Annotated in this window: 4 protein-coding genes; 1 reads left to right on the top strand and 3 read right to left on the bottom strand. The window is 72.1% G+C overall.

Annotated features, from left to right (window positions below; translation table 11 throughout):
• Nucleotides 1-52 precede the first annotated feature (52 nt).
• A complete protein-coding gene (locus HYE82_RS35040) occupies nt 53-517 on the bottom strand; it encodes a calmodulin-binding protein (RefSeq protein WP_179178266.1) in 465 nt (154 codons plus the stop codon).
• Between the two features lie 179 nt (nt 518-696).
• Between HYE82_RS35040 and HYE82_RS35045 the strand changes: the two genes are divergently transcribed.
• Nucleotides 697-1,494, top strand: coding sequence for an ATP-grasp domain-containing protein (locus tag HYE82_RS35045; RefSeq protein WP_179178267.1), 798 nt, complete (start codon nt 697-699; stop codon nt 1,492-1,494).
• 32 nt (nt 1,495-1,526) lie between these two features.
• Here HYE82_RS35045 and HYE82_RS35050 read toward each other — a convergent pair whose 3' ends face one another.
• Both HYE82_RS35050 and HYE82_RS35055 read right to left on the bottom strand, forming a co-directional pair.
• Nucleotides 1,527-2,462, bottom strand: a complete 936-nt coding sequence (locus HYE82_RS35050) for a 5'-nucleotidase (RefSeq protein ID WP_179178268.1) — start codon at nt 2,460-2,462, stop codon at nt 1,527-1,529.
• 107 nt (nt 2,463-2,569) lie between these two features.
• Nucleotides 2,570-3,409 carry a class II glutamine amidotransferase gene (locus tag HYE82_RS35055; protein ID WP_179178269.1) on the bottom strand — a complete coding sequence of 280 codons (840 nt, stop codon included), beginning with the start codon at nt 3,407-3,409 and terminating at the stop codon, nt 2,570-2,572.
• Between the last annotated feature and the right edge of the window lie 165 nt (nt 3,410-3,574).

Raw genomic sequence — 3,574 nt, forward strand, 5'->3', positions numbered from 1 at the left:
GCGGGCGGGTGTGCGCGGGCGCGGCAACGGGGCGCCGGTGCCGCGGGAGCGGTTACGGGCGCGGGAGCTCGCGCGTCAGCTTCGAATGCCAGGGGCACCAGGTCGACCGGGGCAGGAGCGCGCCGCCCACCTCGCCCAGGTGGTCGTTGACGTAGGAGATGTTCGCGTCGCACACCTCCGTGGCCATGCCGAAGAAGGTCACCGAGTCGGGGTCGAGGTGGTACTTCCACGGCTTGTTGTACGCGGCGGGCGTTTTGACGATCGTGCCCATGACGCCCGTGTTCTCCGTGTCCACGCCGCTCAGTATGTCCCGCGCCTGCCGGATCCTGGCGGGGTCGGTGAGCTTGATGACGAACGTGTCCGTGCCGTCCGTGAACTCGAAGTAACGTGCCGGCGCGGCCGCCGCGGCCCGCGATCCGGCGTCGCCGCCCGGCGCGGCCTGTGCGGGCTGGGCCCAGGCCAGGGCGAGCAGTGGGACCGCTGCGAGCGTGCCGGCCTTGGCGGTGGTGCTTCGCATCGCTGATACCTCCGGTGCTGGTGGGTCGTGCGGGTCGTGTGTGCAACCCGTATGCGGCGAACCGTAGTCACGAGACGGATGCAGTGGTCTCTTGTCCGCCGAAAATGCCCTAAAGGACTTCATCGAGTCTCAAATTGCCCCTGTGCGGGCCCGGTTGCGGGCGCCGTAGGCTCACTGCCATGAACCACGGCACCGGCACCGCCCCCGCCCTCCTGCTGCACCCGCCCCGCACGTCCACGGCGGAACTGCTCGGACAGGCGGCGGCCTGGCGCGGTTACGACGTCGTCGGCCGCGCCGCCGAGGCCGGCGGCCGCCGGACGCACTGGTACGGAGGCCCGCTCGCCGCCGACCGGCTGGGGGCAGGGCTCGGCCTCGGACTCCTGGAACCCGCCGACGACTGGCTGACGACGATGCCGTACGCGCTGCTCGGGCGGCCCGTCCGGCTGACGACGCTGAGGGAGGCGCGTTCCCTGGCCGGGCGGGCCTTCGTGAAGCCGCCCTCCGCGAAGATCGACGTGCTTCCCGCCGCCGTGTACGAGGACGGCTCCCGGCTGCCGGACACCCTGGACGGGGCGACGCCCGTGCTGGTGAGCGGTGTGGTGGAGTTCGCCGCCGAGTACCGGCTGTTCGTCCTCGACGGCGAGGTCCGCGCGGGCAGCCGCTACGCCGTGTACGGGCGTCCCGATCCCGCACCGCTGGAGGCGCCGGTCCACGGCTTCGCCCGGGAGGTGCTGGACGCCGCCGCGCAGGGCCTGCCGAGCGCGGTCTGCCTCGACGTGGGGCGGCTCACCGGCGGCGGCTGGGCGGTGGTGGAGGCCAACATGCCGTGGTTCGCACACTGTTACGCCGCGGAACCGGACGGGGTCCTGGATGTCGTCCTGCGCGCTGCGGGGCCGCGGGACGACGTGGGAGACCGGGACCTGCCGTTCCTGCGCGGCACTTCGGGCGTCCGGACGGCCCCGTACGGCTCCCGCTGACCGGCCGACGGCCCCCGGCCGGGGTCCGGACTTCAGGCGCCGGCGTTCGCCACTCCGAACGGCACGTGGACGCTCGGGGCACTGGACGCCGTTCCGCCGAGGTGGCCGACCTGGTCGTCGAAGAACATGTGCGGCTGGAGGGTGGCGATGACGGCCGACTTGTCTATGCCGCCGAGGAAGAACGCGTCGTCGACCCGCAGTCCCCACTTCTTGAGGCTGCGCACCGCCCTTTCGTGGGCCGGTGCGTTGCGCGCGGTGACCAGGGAAACGCGCACCCGCGGCAGGTAGTCGGGGCGTTCGCGGTGTTCGTCCTCCTCCCGGCGCTGGATCCGGTTGATCCCGGCGAGGAAGTCCCGCAGCGGGCCGGGGTCGTGCGGGGTGGCCGCGTTGAGCACTTCGTGGGCCCGGAACCCGTCGATGCCGTCGGCCTGGAAGACGCGTTCGGAGCTGTCGTCGGCGAGGACCCCGTCGAAGTCGAAGGCGATCCGCAGCTCCGGGTCCTCGGGGTCGTCGGCCGAGGCCGAGGCCAGGACGTGTCCGGCGGGGAGGCCGGCGGCGACGGCCTCGCGGACGTCCTGCGCGTTGGCGGACAGGAACAGGGACATGTTGAGCGCCGGCATGAAGCGGTGCGAGGAGCGGCCCGGCCGGAAGATCGCGCGGGTGATCGGCAGGTTGTACGCCTCGACCGAGCGCATCACCCGCAGTCCGGTGTCCGGGTCGTTGCGGGAGAGGATGATCACCTCGACCAGCGGGTCCCCCGGGTGCGTCGCGAGGTCGTTCAGCGACAGCAGGCGGCGTACGAAGGGGAAGGCGACACCCTTGTCCAGGGCGTCCTCGCGGTGTTCCTCCTGGTAGGCGCGGTAGGCCGGTTCGCCCTGCTCGCGGAAGACGGCGTCGGACTCGGTCAGGTCGAACAGGGCGCTGGAGGCGATCCCGACGACCAGGCGCTGGGAGAGGTCGTACTTCACGCCTCTCCCCTTCCCTCACTGGTGCTCATACGCCGACAACGATCTCCCTCGAACAGGGGTTCCCGCGCCGGGGACCAACCCGAACGGTGTCGGGCCGGCGGGGCGGGTCAGGCCGGGACCGGGGTGAACGTGTGGAGTGCGTCCGCGCCCGCCCGCACGACCCCGTACGCCCCCTCGGGCACCTCGTTCCAGGCTCCCGGCAGGTCGCCCAGCGGCTCCGACACCACCAGGCGGGTCTCGTCGGACACCTCCCGCAGGAGCTCCACTTCGGGGTGCAGGGCCCGCAGCGACTCCACCTTGGAGCTGTAGAACAGCGACCGGGCTCTGCCCCCGCTGGCATAGCGGAACGCCCAGATCGCCGCCCCGTCCGTCACGGCGACGGTCATCTGCACGGGGTCGGCGATACCCTGCTCGCGGCCGACGCGCTCCACCAGGCCCACCATCCTGGCCACCGCGCCCGGAGGGTCGTCCTCCAGTCCGAAGGTGAGGGCGAGGAAGAACATCATCTCCGAGTCCGTGGTCCCCTCGATGTCCAGGAAGAGGACGGGGTCGACGGCCAGGCACAGGTCCCGGCGGATGCGGTGGAAGTCGGCGATGGAGCCGTTGTGCATCCACATCCAGCGGCCGTGCCGGAAGGGGTGGCAGTTCGTCTGCTGCACCGCCGTGCCCGTCGAGGCCCGGATGTGGGCGAAGAGGAGCGGGGACATGACGTGCCCGGCGATCTCCCGCAGGTTGCGGTTGTTCCAGGCGGGGCCGACGTCGCGGACGATCGCGGGCGTGCCGACGGCGCCCCCGTCCATGTACCAGCCGATGCCGAACCCGTCTCCGTTGGTCGTCTCGACGCCCATGCGCGCGTGGAGGCTCTGGTCGATCAGGGAGTGCTTGGGTCTGTAGAGGATGCTGTCGAGGAGCATGGGGCTGCCCGAGTACGCGAGCCACCTGCACATGATCGATCACCCTTTCTCATGGCCGTCCGTCCGATCATGCGGGCGGCGGTGGCGCGGTGCATCACCCGGGCGGGGTGAGGGCAGGGGTACCGGCCCGGCGCGCCCGGGAGCGGGCGTGCCCGGCCCCGGGAGGGGTGAGGGGGCAGAGGTCCCGCGTCCCCGCCC

The organism is Streptomyces sp. BR123 (assembly GCF_013401435.1).
Lineage (GTDB): Bacteria > Actinomycetota > Actinomycetes > Streptomycetales > Streptomycetaceae > Streptomyces.